Raw genomic sequence first — 17,743 nt, 5'->3', positions numbered from 1 at the left:
GGCAGCCGGCCGGGCGCCCGCCCGGTGGTGGTAGCACGGGTGGTCGCTCAGTAGCGGCGCGTCCCGTCGTCGTACGGCCGGCCGTGGTCTTGGCCGTGGCCCTGAACCTGGCCGGGAGCAGCGTACGAGCCGTGGGCGGTCGGGTGGCCTTGGTAGGCCGCCGGGTACCCGGCCGGCTGCGCGGCGGGGGCGGTGACGGGCTCGGCCGGCTCCTCGCCGTGCGAGAAGTGCGGCAGCCAGCCGAGCCAGCGGGGCAGGTACCAGTTCTTCTCGCCGAGCAGCGCCATCACCGAGGGCAGCAGCACCATCCGGACCAGCGTGGCGTCCAGCAGGACCGCGACCGCAAGGCCGACGCCCATCTGCTGCATGTCCTGCATGGAGAGCATCGCGAAGACCGCGAAGACCGCCACCATGATCGCCGCGGCGCCGGAGATGGAACCGGCGGTGGCCTGGATGCCCTCCACGATCGCGGCGCCGGTGGAGCGGCCCCGGTCGTGCGCCTCACGGATGCGGGAGACCACGAAGACGTGGTAGTCCATCGACAGGCCGAACAGGATGACCAGCACGAACAGCGGCATCCAGGACTCGATCGCGCCGACCTTCTCCATGCCGAGCAGCCCCGCGCCCCAGCCGTGCTGGAAGACGGCGACCATCACGCCGTAGGCGGCGGCCACCGACAGCAGGTTGAGCACGATCGACACCAGCGCGATGGGCACCGAGCGGAAGCAGACCAGCATCAGCAGGAACGTCATCGCGATGATGAACACGAAGACCGGCACGATGCCCGCCTTGAGCTGGTCGTTGAAGTCGATGGAGGAGGCCAGGTCGCCGGTGACGTAGACCTGGTCGGTGACGTCCGCCAGGGTGCTGGGCACCAGGTCCTCGCGCAGCGTCTCAAGTGACCGCTTGGACGCGTCGTCGGTGCCGTTGCCGGCCAGCGGCACGTCGATCTCGGCCACGCCCCGGTCCGGGTGGATGCTGACCTCGATGCCCTTGCCGAACTCGCCCGCCGCGGCGGCCTGCTTCTTGAAGTCGGCGACCGCGGCCGTGAACCGCGGGCTCTGCACGTCGCCCGCCATGACCACCTGGGCCGGCGAAGGCCCGCCGGGGAAGGTGTCGGTGATCTCGCGGAAGGCGACCGCGATGCCGGCGTCCTTGCCGAACTGCTTCTCCAGGCCGAGCTGTTCGGTCTTCATGCCGAGGGCCGGCGCGCCCAGCACCACCAGGAGCGCTGCGGACAGTACGGCGAACACCTTCGGGCGGGCCACCACGGGCCTGATCAGCGTGGTGACGACGCCGGGCCTGGCCGGCCGGGCCGCGCGGCGCTGCGCCCGGCGGCCCGCGAACGGCAGCCGGCCCTTGTTCACCCGGTCGCCGAGCCAGGAGAGCATCGCGGGCAGTACGGTCACCGAGCCGAGCATGGCGATGAAGACGACCACGATGGTGGCGACGGCGAAGCCCTTGAAGAGCAGCAGCCCGGAGAAGAACATGCCGGCCATGGCGACCATCACGGTGAAGCCGGAGACCAGCACGGTCCGGCCGCTGGTGGCCGCGGCGATGCGCAGCGCGGTCGCCGAGTCGCGGCCCGCGGCCCGCTCGTCCCGCTCCCGGCGCAGGTAGAACAGGCAGTAGTCGACGCCGACGGCCAGTCCGACCAGGAACATCACCGAGTTGATGGTGGGCGTCAGGTGCATCTGGTGGCTGATCAGCGCGAGGGCGCCGAAGGTGGCGACGCAGGCGGTCAGGGCGAGGATCACCGGCAGCAGGGCGGCGACCACGGCACCGAAGACCACGAACAGGATGCCGAGCGCCAGCGGTACGGCCGTGAACTCGGCCTTCTTCATGTCGTCACCGAGCACCGTGTCCAGCCAGGTGGCGGAGCTGGCTTCGCCGAACTGGTAGACCTCCAGTTCCTTGTGTGACTTGGCGGCCTGGTCGACCAGGTCCATCACCGGGTCGACGCGGTCGCCCGCGCTGTCGGCGTCGCCCTTCATGTCGAAGGTGATCAGCCCTTCCCGGCCGCTTTCGGAGCGTACGGGTGGTTTGAGGTGTTCGACCTCGCCGGTCTTGGCAATGTCGGCGGCGAGCTGTCCGGCCACCTCCCGCCAGCCGTCCGGCTCGGCGCTGCGCACCATGACCATCTCGCTGGCGGGCGTCTGGAGGCCGGCGTCCTCCAGGATCTTCTCCGCCTTGACGGAGTCGCCCGCGCCTTCCTCGGAGTGGGTCATCTCGACCATGCCCGAGGCGCCGCCGACCACTGCGATCAGCACCACGAACAGCAGCCAGCCGAAGATCGCGGTCTTGCGGTGGCGGGTACTCCATCCGCCGAGTCGGGCCGCGAGGTTCTGCTTCATGGCGTCTCTCCCCCTGAGGTAAGGACCGAATAAGTCACGTCCCTCACGCTAGGAATCGCCCGCCCCGCTCCCCAGCCGCCAAAGCACCCAACGCCCGAAGCAAAAGGCGAGGTGGGCGGGGTGGTGCTAGGTACACCCCCACTCGGTGCCCGGCGCCAGTGCCGCACACTGATCGGGCCGCCAGACTGGATGAGAGCCCGAGGTTCGGGTGAACGGCCGATCACGGGGAGAGCAACAGATGAGAGTCCGCAACGCGCTGACCGCCACCGCACAGGGGTTCGCGCTGATGTTCATCACGCTGGTGGGCTCGATCACGCTGTTCGTGTTCTCAGTGCTCTCGCTCGTCTTCATCGTGCTGGGCCTCGGCCTGATCACCACCCCGTACGTGACGGCGGCGGTGCGCGGCCACGCCAACTGGCGCCGGCGCACGGCGGCCCGTTGGGCGGGCATCACCATCCCGGAGCCCTACCGCCCCTTCCCCGAACTGCCGCGCCGCGGCCTGGCCGGCGTGGTCGAACGCACCACCCTGATCCTGAAGGACCCGGCGTCCTGGCGCGATCTGCTGTGGCTGTTCACCGACATGATCGCGGGCTTCGTGCTGGCGCTGTTCGCCTTCATGTTCATCCCGTACGGGCTCTACGGCTCGGTCCTCGCGGCGGGCGTGTGGGAGCCGATCGTGAACTCCGGCGGCAGCGAGTGGTACGCCTTCGTGCCGGTCACCTCGCAGTACACGGCGAACCTCGCGGCGCTGGTCGGGCTCGGGCTGATCGTGCTCGGCGTGTTCGCGAGCCCGGCGTTCCGGCAGGGCCACTTCTACGTGTGCCGCGGCCTGCTGGCGCCCACCCCGCAGATGGTGCTCACGGCCCGGGTCGAGCGGCTGACCACCACCCGGCACGACGCGGTGGACTCCTCGGCGGCCGAGCTGCGCCGCATCGAGCGCGACCTGCACGACGGGGCGCAGGCCAGGCTGGTGGCGATGGGCATGAGCCTGGGCACCATCGAGGCGCTGATCGAGAAGGACCCGCAGCGGGCGAAGAAGATGCTGTCGATGGCCCGGGCGAACTCGGCCGAGGCGCTGGCGGAACTGCGCGACCTGGTGCGCGGCATCCACCCACCGGTGCTGGCCGAGCGGGGCCTGGGCGATGCGGTACGGGCGCTGGCGCTGCGGATGGCGCTGCCGGTCGAGGTGGACGTGGAGTTGCCCGGGCGGTTCGAGGAGCCGGTGGAGTCGGCGGCGTACTTCGCCATCAGCGAGGTGCTGACCAATGCGGCCAAGCACTCCGGGGCGCGGCGGGTGTGGCTGGACGTGCACTACGCGGACGGTGCGCTGCGGATGGCGGTCACCGACAACGGCAAGGGCGGTGCGGACACCGCGGGCGGCACCGGGCTGACCGGGATCGAGCGGCGGCTCGGCGCCTTCGACGGGCTGCTGGCGATCAGCAGCCCGGCCGGCGGCCCGACCATGGTCACCATGGAGATCCCCTGCCAGCCCTTCCCGGCCCGCGCGGACCGGCCCTGAGCCCGGGCCGAGCGCGCCCGGCCACGGCTGATTCCGACCTTCACGTACGGGCCGGCCCGGATTCCCCGGGTCGGCCCGTACGCGTGCGCCCCGCGTCAACCGGCCGCCGCGCGGTCCGCGCCCGGGTGGCGGCCGGATTTCCCGCTCGCGGCGCCGTTTGGCAGCATGGGCCGGGCGCGGGCGCCTGGCCGCGTCGTGGACCTGAGATGGATGCAGATGAACGAGTGGACCCAGATCCGGGACCGTGCGGGTTCCATCGTGCGGGAGGACGCGGCGTTCCTCGTGGTGAACAAGCCCGCCGGGATCTCCGTCATGGGCGAGCGGCACGAGAGCGACCTGGTGCGGATGGCCGACGAGGTGGGCGAGACCCTCATCCCGTGCCACCGGATCGACAAGGTGACCTCGGGCGCGGTGCTGTTCGCCAAGGAGCAGCGCATCCAGTCCGAGGTGACCCGGCAGTTCAACAAGCGCACGGTGGACAAGGCGTACTTGGCCCTGGTGCCGACCGCGGGACGGCCCGGGGGGCTGCCGGCCAGCGGCACGATCGACCTGTCGCTGAGCGTGGGCCGCAAGAACCGGGTCCGGGTCGGCGCGCAGCGCGAGGACATCGAAGCCGAGGTGTCGGCCACCGGGCGCGGCTGCTGGCGGGTGCCGGAGGAGAAGGTGTTCACGCACGTCAAGACGTATCCGTCGATCACCCACTTCAGCCGTCTGTGGGCCGACGAGCAGCACACCCTGCTGGCCATCGAGCCGGTCACCGGGCGCCGGCACCAGATCCGGGTGCACCTGGCCTGGATCGGCTTCCCCATCGTGGGTGATCCGCTCTTCGACCGGCAGGCGGCGGAGCGCGGCGAGCGCACCGCGCTGCACTCCTGGCGGCTGGCGTTCGACGCGAGCTGGGCGGACGGCGAGCGGGTCGCGGTGGCCGCCGAGCCCGGCGCGGACTTCTGGGCCCCGGTGGCGGACCGGCTGCCGGCCGGCGGCCCGGCCGCGGTGCTCGCCGGGTACGCCTCCACCTGACCGACGCCCCGCCGGGCACGTCCCCACCGCCCGCGTCCATACCCTGGTTACGACCAGCACGTTCCTCGGTAGAGTGCGGGGCGCCCGTTGCCACCGGGCGGAGGTCCGGTGGCCGTCGTTCTCCTCCGCTGGAGTCCCCTGTGCGCGTTGTGGTGGCCGAAGACCTCTTTCTGCTCCGGGACGGTCTGGTGCGGATGTTGGAGGCGTACGACTTCGAGATCGCCGCCGCGGTGGAGTCCGGGCCCGAACTCACCCGGGCGCTGGCCGAGTTGCAGCCCGACGTGGCCGTGGTGGACGTGCGGCTGCCGCCGTCCTTCACCGACGAGGGGTTGCAGTGCGCGCTGGCCGCCCGCCGCGCGACGCCGGGCCTGCCGGTGCTGGTGCTCTCCCAGCACGTGGAGCAGTTGTACGCCCGCGAGTTGCTGGCCGACGGCAGTGGCGGCATCGGCTACCTGCTGAAAGACCGGGTCTTCGACGCCGACCAGTTCATCGACGCGGTGCGCCGGGTGGCGTCCGGCGGTACGGCGATGGACCCGCAGGTCATCTCGCAGTTGTTGACCCGCCGCTCGCAGGACAAGCCGATGGGCAACCTGACGCCGCGCGAGAAGGAGGTGATGGAGCTGATGGCGCAGGGCAGGTCCAACGCGGCCATAGCCGCCCAGCTCTTCGTCACCGAGCGGGCCGTCGCGAAACACACCTCGAACATCTTCGGCAAGCTCGGCCTGCCCCCGTCGGACGACGACAACCGTCGCGTCCTGGCCGTGTTGGCCTATCTCGACCGCGGCTGACGACACCCGCCCCCGACCGTCTCGACCGAGCGTGTGCAAGCGGTTACCGTGCCCCTCGCATGTGTCCACCGATCCTGACGAGCCGTGGGGGCATCCGTTGAGCGAACTGACCAGACGCACCGTCATCGGCACCGCCGGCGCCCTCGGCGTCGGCGCGGCGCTGACCGCGCACTCCACCGGGGCCGTCGCCGCCCCGCGCAGCAGGGACGGGGCCCACGCGTCCGCCGCGCCGCCGAGCCCGGCGCCGGCCCGCGCGGCGCTGGCCCGGCTGCTGCCGGACCACGCGGACCAGTTCCACCTGCGGCTGCTCGACGGCGGGCCGCGGGGCGGCCGGGCGGGCGGCGTCGGCCGGCACCCGGCCGGCAGCCACGAGCGGTTCGCCGTCACCGGCTCCACCGGCCGCATCGAGGTGGCCGGCACCAGCCCCGCGGTGCTGCTGACCGGCGTGCACTGGTACCTGAAGTACGTGTGCCGGGCGCATTTTTCCTGGTCGGGCAGTCAGGTGGAGCTGCCGCGGCGGCTGCCGGCGCCCGCGGAACCGCTGCGCCGCTCCACCGCGCTGCCGCACCGCTTCGCGTTCAACGACACGCACGACGGCTACACCGCCCCGTACGCGGACTTCGCCCGCTGGGAGCGGATGATCGACCTGCTGGCCCTGCACGGCTGCAACGAGGTGCTGGTGACCACCGGCCAGGAGGCCGTCTACCACCGGCTGCTCCAGGAGTTCGGCTACTCGGACGCGGAGCTGCGGACCTGGCTGCCGGCCCCCTCGCACCAGCCGTGGTGGATGTTGCAGAACCTGAGCGAGTACGGCGGCCCGCTCAGCCCCGAGCTGTTGGCCAAGCGGACCGAGCTCGGGCAGCGCATCGCCCGCCGGCTGCGGGAGCTGGGCATGTCCCCGGTCTTCCCCGGCTACTTCGGCACCGTGCCGGCCGGCTTCGCCGAGCGCAACCCGGGCGGGCGCACCATCGAACAGGGCACCTGGAACGGGCTGCCGCGCCCGGACTGGCTCGACCCGCGCACGCCCGTCTTCGACCGGGTCGCCGCGGCCTTCTACCGGCACCAGGAGGGGCTGTTCGGGCCGGCCGTCGGCTACAAGATGGACCTGCTGCACGAGGGCGGCACCGCCGGCGACGTGCCGGTCGCCGATGCGGCCAGGGCGGTGCAGCGCGCCCTGCACGCCGCCCGGCCGGAGGCCGTCTGGGTGATTCTGGGCTGGCAGCAGAACCCGCGCCCGGAGCTGCTGGCCGCCGTGGACAAGAGCCGGCTGCTGGTCGTGGACGGGCTCTCGGACCTGGAGCGGATCGAGGACCGCGAGCGCGACTGGGACGGCACCCCGTACGCCTTCGGCACCATCCCCAACTTCGGGGGCCGCACCACGATCGGCGCCAAGGCCCACATGTGGACGGATCGTTTCACCGTCTGGCGGGACAAGCCGAACAGCCAGCTCGTGGGCAGCGCGTACATGCCGGAGGCCGCCGAGCGCGATCCGGCCGCCTTCGAGCTCTTCAGCGAACTGGCCTGGCGGGATGCGGCGGTGGACCGCACCGCCTGGTTCAAGGAGTACGCGGACCTGCGCTACGGAGCGCCCGACGAGCACGCCAGGGCCGCGTTCGCCGCGCTGCGCGAGAGCGCGTACCGGATCAGCAGCGCGGACGGCCGGCCGCACGACTCGATCTTCGCGGCCCGGCCGCACCTCGGCGCCCGCTCGGGGACGTACTACGCGACCCGGGTACCCGCCTTCGACGTGTCGGTCTTCGACACCGCCTTCGCCGCACTGCTGCGCGTGCGCCCGCCGCTGCGCTCCACCGACAGCTACCGCTACGACCTGACCGACCTGGGGCGACAGGTGCTGGCCAACCGGTCCTGGCAGTTGCTCCCGCAGCTCAAGGCGGCCTACGAGCGGGGCGACCGGACCGCGTTCGGCGCGCTGTCCCGGCTGTGGCTGCGGCTGATGGAGCTGAGCGAGGAGATGGCCGCGTCCCACCGGGCGTTCCTGCTCGGCCCCTGGCTCGCGGACGCCAAGCGGATGGCGTCGGGGGCGGCCGAGGAGGCCCAACTGGAGCACACCGCGCGGGCGTTGATCACCACCTGGGCCGACCGCGCCACCGCGGACACCGGCCGGCTCGCCAACTACGGCAACCGCGACTGGCAGGGCCTGATCGGCGACTTCCACCTGCCGCAGTGGCGCAGCTACCTGGACGAGTTGGCGGACGCGCTGGCCACCGGCCGGGAGCCGAAGGCGTTCGACTGGTACGCGATCGAGGAGCCGTGGACCCGGGAGCGCAAGGAGTACCCGCTGCGGCCCACCCATGACGCGCACCGCACCGCGACCCGGGTCTTCGACGCGCTGGCGAAGGCCCCGTACCAGGGCGCCATCGACGTCAGCGCCGAGCCGACCACGCTGGAGCCCGGCGGCAGCGCCCTGGTCACGGTCGACTTCCACAACGTCAACGGCCTCTCGCCGACCGGCCGGGTGGACTTCCGGCTGACCGGCCCGGACGCCGCGCCGCAGGGGCCCACCTCGGTGCCCGGCGTCCCGGCGGCCGAACACGCGCAGGCCCGCTGGCGGGTGAGCGCGCCCGACACGCCGCTGACCGAGCCGCTGAAGCCGCTGCCGTACGAGCTGAGCACGGTCTACGGGCCGCGCGGCGCGGACCGGGTGACCGACGTACGGACCGGAAGGCTGTACGTGGCCGGGCCGCTGGCCGCCGAGGACCAGACGGTGACCAGCAACGACGCGGTCTTCGGGCGGCTCGGCGAGCGGTACGCCATCGAGGGCGGCGGCCGGGACCTGTGGAAGGCGACGGCCGAGTTCGGCGCCGTCTACCGGCCGCGGTCGCTGGCCGTCGGCGGCGCGGTCACGGTGCGGGTGGTGGGCCAGGAGAACACCGGGCCGTGGGCGCGCGCGGGCCTGATCGTCCGCAACGACCTGGGCACGGGCGGCTCCGCCGGCTTCCTCAACCTCGCCGCCACGCCGGGCAACGGCGTGGTGCTCTCCTACGACGCCAACGGCGACGGCACCGTGGACACCTACCGCCGCGTCACCGGCGTGCGGGCCCCGGTGCTGCTGCGGCTGGCCCGGGACGCCTCCGGCGCGTACACCGGGGCGCTGTCCACGGACGACGGGGCGAGTTGGCGGACGGTGGGAACGGTGACCGTGCCGGGGGCCGCCGGGCGGCAGGACGCGGGCCTGTTCATGACCGCCACGCACGGGGGTTCGGGCGCCCGCGGGCTGGTGGAGTTCAGCGACTGGCGCACGGCGTAGGAGCACCTGGTGGGAGCGGTCGGTGGGGCCTCGCGCGCGGGGTCCCACCGACCGGCCGCCCGCGGTCGGGCCGCCCCGCGGACCGCTCCGGCCCCCGCCGCCCCGGCACTGCGCCCGCCGCCGGGCCAGGTGACCATCGCATCCCTCGCTCGTTCTACGGGCCGTGGAACAGCAGGCGACACAGCAGCGGGCGACCGCGCCGCACCCAGGTCCCGTCGAGTGGGAGCCGGCCGCGGTCGCGCTCCTGGAGGACTATCCGCACCTGGTGCGGCTCGGCTACCTCATCCTGCCGCCCGACCTGGGCCGCACCCGGCGCGTCCGCACCGCCCACGCACTGGCCCAACGCGCCCTGCCGCGCGCCAAGCTGGCCGAGGCCGACGAGCCGGGGCCGGCCGGGTTGCCGGCGCAGCGCGGCGCCGGCGAGGCGGCGGACGACGACGCGTACCCGCAGGTGCGGCTGCGGGTGGTGCGGGCGGCACTCGCGGCGGCGCGCCCGCGGCGGCGCTGGGAGTTGCCCGGCCGGGCGACGCTGCCGCCGCTGCTGCCCCAGGTGTGGGGGCTGCGGCTGGCCCCGCGCAGCGGCGGGGCGGACGCGCTCGCCCTCCAGCAGTCGCTGGGCGCGCTGTCCGGGCCGGGGCGGGCCGCGTTCGCGCTGCGCGCCCTGGACGGGTTGGAAGGGGCAGCGCTGCGCGAGCTGCTCGACGAGGCCGGGGTCACCGACGTGCGGGCGGCGCTCGCGGAGGCCGACGGGGTGCGGCTGCCGGCCGGCACCACCGCGCCCGCGGCGCTGGCCGCGCCGGACTTCGACCCGTGCGTGCTGCGCGCCCGGCCGACCGATCTGGTGCGCCGCCGCCAGCACGTGCGGGCGGCGGTGGCGGCGGCCACGGCGCTCGCCGCGTGCGGGGTGCTGCTCGGCCTGCCGGGCGACGGCTGGGGCCCGGACGGCGCCGCCGCCCCCTCCTACGCGCGCAACCCCGCGGCCGACGCGGCCCTCGATCCGGCGCGGTTGACCCGGGCGAAGCCGGGGGCCTGGCGCGTGGTGAGCCGGCCGGACTTCGCCACCTGGCCGGCCCGCGGCAACCGGCTCGGCGACGCCGACCTGCTGCGGCGGGCGCTTGCGGTGTGGGCGAGGCCCGGCGGTTCGGTACAGGTCTCGGCGACGCCCGGCACGCCGCCGGGGCCGCCCGCGGGACCGCCCGCGCTGTTGTACGCGGGCGAGGTGGACCAGGCAGCGGTGGTGCTCTTCTACGACGGGCTGCGGGTGGTGCGGTACGCGGAGGCGAAGGACGGCTCGGGCGGCGGTGCGCTGCTCGATCTGGGCCGGGCGGACGCGGCCGACCAGGCGTCGGCGACGGCCCTTGTGGTCTCGCGTACCGAGGGCAACGTGCGCTACCTGACGGCGCCTTGGGTGGATGCGGTCGCGGTGCGGGACCTGTTGGAGCCGCTGTCCGACGCGCGGCCGGTGGAGCGGGGCGCGGACGGGGTGACGGCGCCGGTGCACAGCCCCGCCGAGGCCGCGGACTGCACGTCCTGGCCGGCCCTGCAACTGGGGCCGCACCTGGTCACCGACCTCGGCGAGTTGGTCCCGGCGCGGCTGACGCACGGGGCGCCGCAGGCTGCCGGGCCCGCGGGGGCGGCCGGCGCTGCGGGGGCGGGTGCCGGCAGTGCCGGTGCCGGCGCTGACGGTCCGGCCTTCGGCTCCGACGTGCAGGACGGTGCGGCGCGGCAGGTGCTGGCGCGTACCGCCTGTCAGTTGGCGGCGCTCCGCGGGACGGGCGTGCGCAGCGTCAACGCGTGGCAGTTCGCGACCCAGCCGCTGCCGACCGGCGAGGGCACCGCGGCCTGGGTGTGCACCAGGGCGGAGACCTGGCGCGGCGCGGGCGCCCGGGCGCTGGCCCAACTCCAACTGCCCGCGCGCCGCCCCGACGCGCCGGGCACAGCCGCCGCCCGCGCGCAGGATTCGGCGGCGTGCGGGCCACGCGCCCCGCACGTGCTGGCCGGCGTGTTGTGGAAGTCGGCGGCCGGGCAGTGGTACGTGCTGGCGGCTGGCAGCCCGCAGGTCACCTCGGTCACGGTCAGCGGCGCGGTGCACGGCACGGCGCCCGGCAACCTGTTGGCCGTCCCGGCCCGGCAGGGCGCCCGCCCCGAGTTGACCGCAACCCTGCCCGGCGGCGAGCGCCTGGACGCGCTGCGCTGAGCCGGGGAACGCCGGCGGGGCGGCGTACGCGACGGGGTCGGGTACGCCGCCCGCGGGCGGTGGGTGCGGGGCGCTGAGTGCGGGGGCCGCTACTTCGGTTCGCGGTCGAAGGTGGCCTTGGACCAGAGGTAGCCGAGGGCGCTCAGCGCCACGCACCAGGCGATGGCGAGCCAGCCGTTGTTGCCGATCTCGGTGCCGAGCAGCAGCCCGCGCAGGGTCTCGATCGCCGGCGTGAACGGCTGGTACTCGGCGACCGGCTGGAACCAGCCCGGCATCGCGTCGATCGGCACGAAGGCGCTGGAGATGAACGGCAGCACGATCAGCGGCAGCGCGTTGTTGCTGGCCGCCTCCACGTTCGGACTGACCATGCCCATGCCGACGGCGATCCAGGTGAGGGCGAAGGCGACCAGCGCCAGCAGCCCGAACGCGGCCAGCCACTCCAGGGCCGTGGCGCCCGTGGACCTGAAGCCGATGGCGACGGCGACCAGCCCCACCAGCACCACGCTGGCCAGCGACTGCAACACGCTGCCGATGACGTGCCCGATCAGGATCGACCCGCGGTGGATGGCCATCGTGCGGAACCGGGCCATGATCCCCTCGGCCATGTCCCCGGCGACCGAGACGGCGGTGCCGACCACGGTGCCGCCGATGGTCATCAGCAGGATGCCGGGCACCAGGTACGCCACGTACCGGGTGCGGTCCGGGTCGCCGCCCATGCCGGCGCTCATCACGTCGCCGAACACGTAGACGAAGAGCAGCAGCAGGACGACGGGGGTGAGCAGCAGGTTCAGGGTGAGGGACGGGTAGCGCCTGGCGTGCAGCAGGTTGCGGCGCAGCATGGTGGAGGAGTCGCGCACGGCGAGGGCCAGGGGGCTCATCAGAGGACGTCCTTCGAGGAGTGGGTGCGGGCGGACGGGCCGGACTGTGCGGGGGGCGCGGGCTGGGCGGGGTGGTTGTCGCGGCGCGGGCCGGTCAGGGCGAAGAACACGTCGTCGAGGTCGGGGGTGTGCACGGTCAGTTCGGCCGCCTCGATGCCGGCGGCGTCCAACCAGTCGAGGATGGAGCGCAGTTCGCGCTGGCTGCCGTCGCTGGGGATCTGGAGCGAGAGCGCGGCGTCGTCCCGGGCGCCGCCCACCGGTACGAAGCCGTCCGCCGCGGGTCCGGTGGCCTCGTGCAGGGCGTGGGCGGCGCGCCGGTAGCCGTCCGGGTCGGTGAAGCGCAGCCGTACGTGGCCGCCGGGGATCATCCGCTTGAGCTCGTGGGCGGTGCCTTCCGCGGCGATCTTGCCGTCGTTGAGCACGGCGATGCGGTCGGCGAGTTGGTCCGCCTCATCCAGGTACTGCGTGGTGAGGAAGACGGTGACGCCGCCCTTGACCAGTTCGCGGATGATCTGCCACATGGTGTGCCGGCTGCGCGGGTCCAGGCCCGTGGTCGGCTCGTCCAGGAAGATGATCTTCGGGTTGCCGACCAGGGTCATGGCGATGTCCAGGCGCCGCTTCATGCCGCCCGAGTAGGTCGACGCGGGCTTCTTGGCCGCATCCGCCAGGTCGAAGCGGGCCAGGAGTTCGGCGGCGGTGCGCCGACCTGCCGCCCGGGACAGGTGGTGCAGGTCCGCCATGAGGAGCATGTTCTCCTCGCCGGTGATCAGCCCGTCGACGGCCGAGAACTGGCCGGTCACACCGATCGCGGCACGCACCCGCTGCGGGGAGCGGGCCAGGTCGTGGCCGGCGATCTGGGCCTGGCCGCCGTCGGCGCTGATGAGCGTGGACAGGATCTGCACGGTGGTGGTCTTGCCGGCGCCGTTCGGCCCGAGCAGCGCGAAGACCGTGCCGGCCGGGATGCGCAGGTCGATGCCGTCGAGCACCTTCTTGGTGCCGTAGGACTTGCGCAGTCCGACCGCGGAGATGGCGATCGGGGCCGTGTGGCCACCCCTCGCACTAGACGTGGGCATGACAGAGGAAGGCATGGTTGCTCTCCGTTCGGAGGCGGGAGTTGATGAGGATGGGGCCCGGGACGGAGCCGCGGCCCGGCCCGGGGGCCGGGTTGCGTGCGCCGTACGGGCGGGGCCCGGGGCCCCGGGGCCAGTGGCGCGGGGCCGTCGCGGGGGTGGTGCGTGGTGCGTACGGGGCGGGGCCGCCGCCGAAGTGGTGCGCACGGGCGGCGGGGCCTGACCCGGGGTGCAGCGCGGTGTGCGGGCGGCAGGGCACGGGCGGTGGTGCGGCGCCGGCGGTCGGCGCGGCTCGCCCGGCGGGGCGGTCAGGGCTGACCGGCCCCGCTGGCACGGTGGGGTGTGGTGCCGGTGCGGTGTCGCCATGGGCTGGTACGAGCCGGTGGCGGCTGGTACGGGCGTCAGGCGCGGGGGTCGGGGGCGGCGCGGGCGCCCGGTCGGTCGCGGCGCGAAGGGAGTGCGGCGCGGGGTGGTTGCGGCGCCCGGCGGTCGTGGGGCGCGCGGCGCGAGAGGGTTACGGCACGGGGCCGTTGCGGTGCCCGGCGGTTGTGGTGCGGACCGGTGCCGGGCGGGCCGGTTCAGACCCTGGCGCGGAGGACGTCGATCGTCCCGAAGCGGGTGCGGGCGCGGACCTCGACGGTGTCTTCGGTCTTCTCCGGGGCGGGCGCCTCGGAGAGTTGGTTGCGCACCTGGCCGGCGTTGGAGCTGACGTCGAGCCAGGCGGCGGTGCCCGCGCGGATGCCGATCTCGATGGAGCCGTAGGCGGTCTCCAACTGGACCGTGCCGCGGGCCACTTCGCCAAGGCGCAGCGAGCCGTGCGCGGTGGTCGCGACGACCGAGCCCTCGGCGCGCGAGATGTCGATGTCGCCGTTGGCCGCGTTCACCCGCAGGTCGCCGGTGACGGCGCCGACGGTCGTGGTGCCGTGCGAGCTCTTCAGCACGGCCGGCCCGTCGAGCAGGCCGGCCCGCACGCTACCGGTGCTGGTGCGGATCTCGGCCGTGCCGATGACCCGGTCGACGGTGATCGCCCCGTGTGCGGCGGTCAGGTGGAGCGGCCCCGTCTCGTCGAGCCGTACGTCACCCGAGGAGGTCCGCACCCGGACCTCGCCGAGCCGGCCCTCGCCGAGCACCTGGGCCCAGGCGCCGGTCAGGTTGACGTCCGAGCCAGCGGGCAGTTCGACGGTCACGTCGACGGTGCCGGTGCGGCCGACGAGGTAGCGCGACTTGGGGGTGCGCACGGTCAGCGTGCCGTTCGCGTAGCTGACCTCGGTCTGCTCCGCCGACCGCAGGTCCTGCTCCTTCTTGGGGTCGCGCGGCTGTACGTCCACGACGGTGTCGCTGCGGTCGGTGGCGCGGAACCGGATGGAGCCGGCCTCCACGTGCACGGTCGCCGAGACGGATTCCGGAGTCTGGAAAGTAGGCATGGCTGTCCCGTCCTCAGTGGTTTTCGGGTCGTCCCCGCTGGTGGGACGCGGTAGGGGAGAAGTTCGTACGGCCGTGTGCGGCTAGCGCACCCAGCCCGTGAAGCCCTGGCCGACGGTGCGGGTCTGGGTCACCGGCCGCGGCTGGCCGCCGCCGACCGCCGCCGAGACGGCACGCACCAGCCAGGCGTTGACCGACAGGCCCTCGCGGCCTGCGGCCTCCTCGGCGCGCGCCTTGAGCTGGGCCGGCAAGCGCAGGTTGACCCGGGCGGTGCCGCCCTCGTCGGCCTCGGCCTGCGGCGCGGCGAGGAGCGGTTCGGCCGGCGCGGCGGGCGCCGCGGCGGGTTCGCTGCTGGGGGGTGGCGTCACCACGAAGTCGGGGTCGAGGCCGCGCAGTCGCAGGTCGACCGAGCCCGGGGCGAGTTCGCGGGTGATCTCGTCCATCGCGGCCGAGAGCACGTTGAGCAGGGTCAGTCGGGTCGCCGACTCCAGCGGCGCGGTCAGCCGCTCGGCGAGCTCGCGGGCATCGTCGCCACCAGCTTCGGCAGCGACCGCGAGCTCCCGGCGGAGCGTCTCGACATACGGGGTGAGGTCCATGACGTCATCATGACATCACTTTGGCGCCATACGCAAGCGCCAACGACACCACGCTGCGCACCATTCGAGCCGCACGCCTCTGACCTGCGCAAATAGGATGACACCAGCCGGCTAGGGGACGGCGCCACGCGCACCCACACCGCCATCCGGCCACCCCGTGGTGCCACATGGCGTCATCTGGCGCCGCCTGGCACCACGTAGCGCCAGATGGCGCCAAGCGATGCCACTCTGGCGCCAGGCGAAGCAAACACCCCACACCGACACCGCGCCACCCCGAAACCCCCGTCCCCACAACGACCACCCCGACGAATCCCCAGCGGAAACTCCCAGCAGCACGCCCGGCGAAATCACCGCCGCACACCCCTGTCGCCAACTCCTTACCCGCCAGTACATTGACAACATGTCTAATACGGCCAAGGCGCAGCCCGTCCCCGTGGCCTCGGAGTACACGCCGCTCAGGGCGCGGAACGTCGACTTCGCGTGGGCCGGGACCCCGTTGCACTGGGTGCCGGGCGACCCGTCCACCACGCACACGATCAATGTGCTGCACCTGTTGCTGCCCGCCGGCGAACGGTGGTTCGTCCACGTCTACCGACAGGCCCTGCCCCGGATCAGGGACGAGCGGCTGCGGGCGGACGTGCTCGGCTTCATCGGCCAGGAGGCCATGCACGCCCAGGCCCACGACCAGGTGTTGCCGCACCTGCGCGCGCAGGGTCTCGACCCGACGCCGTACACGGCGCAGGTGGACTGGCTCTTCGAGAAGCTGCTGGGCGACCGCACGCTGCCGCCGGGCAGGGCGAGCGAGTGGTGGCTGTTGGAGCGGGTGGCGCTGATCGCCGCGATCGAGCACTACACGGCGTTCCTCGGCGACTGGGTGCTGGGCGCCGACGCGCTGGACCGCAGGGGCTGCGATCCGGTCATGCTCGACCTGCTGCGCTGGCACGGGGCGGAGGAGGTCGAGCACAGGTCGGTGGCGTTCGACCTGTTCCTGCACGTGGACGGCAGCTACCGGCGCCGGGTGCGGACCTGGGGCACCGCCTTCGCCGCGCTGGTCTTCCTGTGGCAGCGCGGGCTGCGGTTCTTCATGGCCAACGATCCGACGCTGTCGGACGGCAGGGCGAGCCTGCGCGAGTTCACCCGCGCCGGGCGACAGGGCCTGCTGCCGCGCACCGGCGCCATCGCCCGCTCCATCCCGGCGTACCTGAGCCCCGGCTACCACCCCTCGCACGAGTGCAGCACCGCCCAGGCCGTGGCCTATCTGGAGCGCTCGCCGGCCGCCCGGGCCGCCGAGGCCGGTCAGGCCCCCGCCGCCGGCTTCGAACAGGCCCCCGCGGCCGACCCGACCGGGGGTGCCTGAGATGGCCCGCCTCCCGCTGCCGGGCCCGCGGGCCGCGGTGGCCGTGGCCGCCGCGGCACTGTTCGTACGGCACGCCGTCGGCCGCAAGGTGGAGCGGTCGCCGCTGTGGCCGCTGCCCGCGCTCGACGTGCCGATCTCCGGACGCGACCGCCGTGCGCCCACCGCCGGCCTGCGGGTACGGGTCGCGGAGCGGCGCGAGGTGGCCGACGGGGTGGTGCAACTGCGGCTCACGGGCGAGGAGTTGCCGGCCTGGGAACCCGGTGCGCACCTCGACCTCGTGCTGCCGTCGGGCGCGGTCCGCCCGTACTCGCTGTGCGGCGACCCGGCCGACCGCGGCGCGTACACCATCGCCACCCGGCTGGTCGCCGACGGCCGCGGCGGCTCCCGCGAGGTGCACGAGCAGGTGCGGGCGGGCACCGAGATCGAGGTCCGCGGGCCGCGCAACCGGTTCCCACTGGTCGAGGCGGCGGCGTACGTGTTCGTCGCGGGCGGCATCGGGATCACCCCGATCCTGCCGATGCTGCACGCCGTGCAGGCCGCGGGGAAGCCGTGGCGGCTGGTGTACGGGGGGCGTTCGCTGGCCTCCATGCCGTTCGTGCCCGAGGTGCTGCGGCTCGGCGGGCCCGAACGGGTCAGCGTGGTGCCCGAGGACACGGACGGGCTGCCGGACCTCGCGGGCGCGCTGGCCGGGGCGCCCGCCGGGGCCGCCGTCTACTGCTGTGGCCCCGGCGGCCTGATGGACGCCGTCGCCGCGGCGTGTGCGACCGATCCGCCCGGCGGCGGGCTGCACCTGGAGCGGTTCACGCCGGGCCCCGGCCGCCCGGCCGAGCAACCCGCACGGCCCGAGCGGGCGTTCACCGTGGAGTTGCGCCGCACCGGCCGCACGGTCACCGTCCCGCCCGGCACCACCGTGCTGGCCGCGCTCCGCGCGCAGGGCCTGCCCGACCTCGCGTACTCCTGCACCCAGGGCTTCTGCGGCACCTGCGTACAGCGCGTGGTCGCCGGCGACGTCGACCACCGCGACGCCCTCCTCACCGACGCGGAGCGCACCGACCGCATGCTCGTGTGCGTCTCGCGCGCGTACGGGGACCGGATCGTCCTGGATCTCTGAGTCCGGTTGCGGGCGCCACCGAGGGGGCGGGTGGCGTGCGACACGGACCTTCGGATGCGGGCGACCCGGGAGGCGCACGCCCCCGAGGATTGACTCAACACACAGGCCCAGCAAGAAGGTTGAGGTCTTCCGGGCTGGCTGGTCCGCACCCCGTGCGGCCTGC

At 74.0% G+C, this 17,743-nt stretch carries 12 protein-coding genes; 7 read left to right on the top strand and 5 right to left on the bottom strand.

The genetic code is table 11. The features are described from left to right. Positions 1-47 precede the first annotated feature (47 nt). Entirely contained in the window at positions 48-2,354 is a 2,307-nt protein-coding gene (locus ACMA1D_RS25860) for an MMPL family transporter (RefSeq protein ID WP_414726404.1), read from the bottom strand. Between the two features lie 238 nt (positions 2,355-2,592). On the opposite strand from ACMA1D_RS25860, the gene ACMA1D_RS25855 reads away from it, so the two are divergent. From ACMA1D_RS25855 to ACMA1D_RS25835, 5 genes are all read left to right on the top strand, one after another. Continuing rightward, positions 2,593-3,873 (top strand): sensor histidine kinase, encoded by a 1,281-nt coding sequence (locus ACMA1D_RS25855; protein WP_414726403.1) that lies wholly within the window; start codon positions 2,593-2,595, stop codon positions 3,871-3,873. Positions 3,874-4,089: 216 nt separating this feature from the next. Beyond that, positions 4,090-4,893 carry an RluA family pseudouridine synthase gene (locus ACMA1D_RS25850; RefSeq protein WP_414726402.1) on the top strand — a complete coding sequence of 268 codons (804 nt, stop codon included), beginning with the start codon at positions 4,090-4,092 and terminating at the stop codon, positions 4,891-4,893. A 140-nt stretch (positions 4,894-5,033) separates the two neighbouring features. Next, entirely contained in the window at positions 5,034-5,681 is a 648-nt protein-coding gene (locus ACMA1D_RS25845; protein WP_349995346.1) for a response regulator transcription factor, read from the top strand. A gap of 97 nt (positions 5,682-5,778) precedes the next feature. Further along, positions 5,779-8,949: an alpha-N-acetylglucosaminidase TIM-barrel domain-containing protein gene (locus tag ACMA1D_RS25840; protein WP_414726437.1), complete on the top strand. Its 3,171-nt coding sequence runs from the start codon at positions 5,779-5,781 to the stop codon at positions 8,947-8,949. Positions 8,950-9,112: 163 nt separating this feature from the next. Then, entirely contained in the window at positions 9,113-11,146 is a 2,034-nt protein-coding gene (locus ACMA1D_RS25835) for a hypothetical protein (RefSeq protein ID WP_414726401.1), read from the top strand. Positions 11,147-11,235: 89 nt separating this feature from the next. Here the strand turns inward: ACMA1D_RS25835 and ACMA1D_RS25830 are convergent, their stop codons facing one another. From ACMA1D_RS25830 to ACMA1D_RS25815, 4 genes are all read right to left on the bottom strand, one after another. After that, entirely contained in the window at positions 11,236-12,024 is a 789-nt protein-coding gene (locus tag ACMA1D_RS25830) for an ABC transporter permease (RefSeq protein WP_414726400.1), read from the bottom strand. Beyond that, complete coding sequence (locus ACMA1D_RS25825; protein WP_414726399.1) at positions 12,024-13,097, bottom strand: ATP-binding cassette domain-containing protein; 1,074 nt, start codon at positions 13,095-13,097, stop codon at positions 12,024-12,026. Before ACMA1D_RS25825 ends, ACMA1D_RS25830 begins: the two co-directional genes overlap by 1 nt. Positions 13,098-13,672: 575 nt before the next feature. After that, positions 13,673-14,518: a DUF4097 family beta strand repeat-containing protein gene (locus ACMA1D_RS25820; protein WP_414726398.1), complete on the bottom strand. Its 846-nt coding sequence runs from the start codon at positions 14,516-14,518 to the stop codon at positions 13,673-13,675. Between the two features lie 81 nt (positions 14,519-14,599). Then, the gene (locus ACMA1D_RS25815) at positions 14,600-15,112 is read right to left on the bottom strand and encodes a toxin-antitoxin system HicB family antitoxin (protein ID WP_414726397.1); all 513 of its coding nucleotides are present in this window, start codon (positions 15,110-15,112) and stop codon (positions 14,600-14,602) included. Between the two features lie 400 nt (positions 15,113-15,512). Between ACMA1D_RS25815 and ACMA1D_RS25810 the strand changes: the two genes are divergently transcribed. Both ACMA1D_RS25810 and ACMA1D_RS25805 read left to right on the top strand, forming a co-directional pair. Then, entirely contained in the window at positions 15,513-16,469 is a 957-nt protein-coding gene (locus ACMA1D_RS25810; protein WP_414726396.1) for a metal-dependent hydrolase, read from the top strand. Between the two features lies 1 nt (position 16,470). Next, positions 16,471-17,580, top strand: coding sequence for a PDR/VanB family oxidoreductase (locus tag ACMA1D_RS25805; RefSeq protein WP_414726395.1), 1,110 nt, complete (start codon positions 16,471-16,473; stop codon positions 17,578-17,580). Positions 17,581-17,743 lie beyond the last annotated feature (163 nt).

The organism is Streptomyces sp. 796.1, from assembly GCF_047525675.1.
Taxonomy (GTDB): domain Bacteria; phylum Actinomycetota; class Actinomycetes; order Streptomycetales; family Streptomycetaceae; genus Streptomyces.
The sequence above is the reverse complement of the archived record's forward strand: the minus strand, read 5'-3'. Positions and strand labels throughout refer to the sequence as shown.

Coding starts and splice junctions, on each gene's coding strand:
- ACMA1D_RS25850 (WP_414726402.1), top strand. CDS start 4,090: ATGAACGAGTGGACCCAGATCCGGGACCGTGCGGGTTCCATCGTGCGG.
- ACMA1D_RS25815 (WP_414726397.1), bottom strand. CDS start 15,112: ATGGACCTCACCCCGTATGTCGAGACGCTCCGCCGGGAGCTCGCGGTC.
- ACMA1D_RS25830 (WP_414726400.1), bottom strand. CDS start 12,024: ATGAGCCCCCTGGCCCTCGCCGTGCGCGACTCCTCCACCATGCTGCGC.
- ACMA1D_RS25855 (WP_414726403.1), top strand. CDS start 2,593: ATGAGAGTCCGCAACGCGCTGACCGCCACCGCACAGGGGTTCGCGCTG.
- ACMA1D_RS25860 (WP_414726404.1), bottom strand. CDS start 2,354: ATGAAGCAGAACCTCGCGGCCCGACTCGGCGGATGGAGTACCCGCCAC.
- ACMA1D_RS25825 (WP_414726399.1), bottom strand. CDS start 13,097: ATGCCCACGTCTAGTGCGAGGGGTGGCCACACGGCCCCGATCGCCATC.
- ACMA1D_RS25820 (WP_414726398.1), bottom strand. CDS start 14,518: ATGCCTACTTTCCAGACTCCGGAATCCGTCTCGGCGACCGTGCACGTG.
- ACMA1D_RS25810 (WP_414726396.1), top strand. CDS start 15,513: ATGTCTAATACGGCCAAGGCGCAGCCCGTCCCCGTGGCCTCGGAGTAC.
- ACMA1D_RS25805 (WP_414726395.1), top strand. CDS start 16,471: ATGGCCCGCCTCCCGCTGCCGGGCCCGCGGGCCGCGGTGGCCGTGGCC.